General features: G+C 48.6%; 1 tRNA gene. It reads right to left on the reverse strand.

What is annotated here, in order from left to right:
- Positions 1-2: 2 nt before the first annotated feature.
- Positions 3-73: transfer RNA gene (locus JFU56_RS22850), tRNA-Cys, on the reverse strand.
- Between the last annotated feature and the right edge of the window lie 147 nt (positions 74-220).

Raw genomic sequence — 220 nt, forward strand, 5'->3', positions numbered from 1 at the left:
GGAGGCGGGTCCCGAAGTCGAATCGAGGTCCACGGATTTGCAATCCGCTGCATAGCCACTCTGCCAACCCGCCATATCCTGCCATCACAACTTGTGTTGCTAATACAGGGTGCTAATTTTACATCTTAGCGAGATATACTATTGCTAGTATTAGTAATAATTGGTGCCCGAGGCCGGAATTGAACCGGCACGCCTATTAAGCGAGGGATTTTAAATCCCT

Origin of the sequence: Moritella sp. F3 (assembly GCF_015082335.1) — a bacterium.
Lineage (GTDB): Bacteria > Pseudomonadota > Gammaproteobacteria > Enterobacterales > Moritellaceae > Moritella.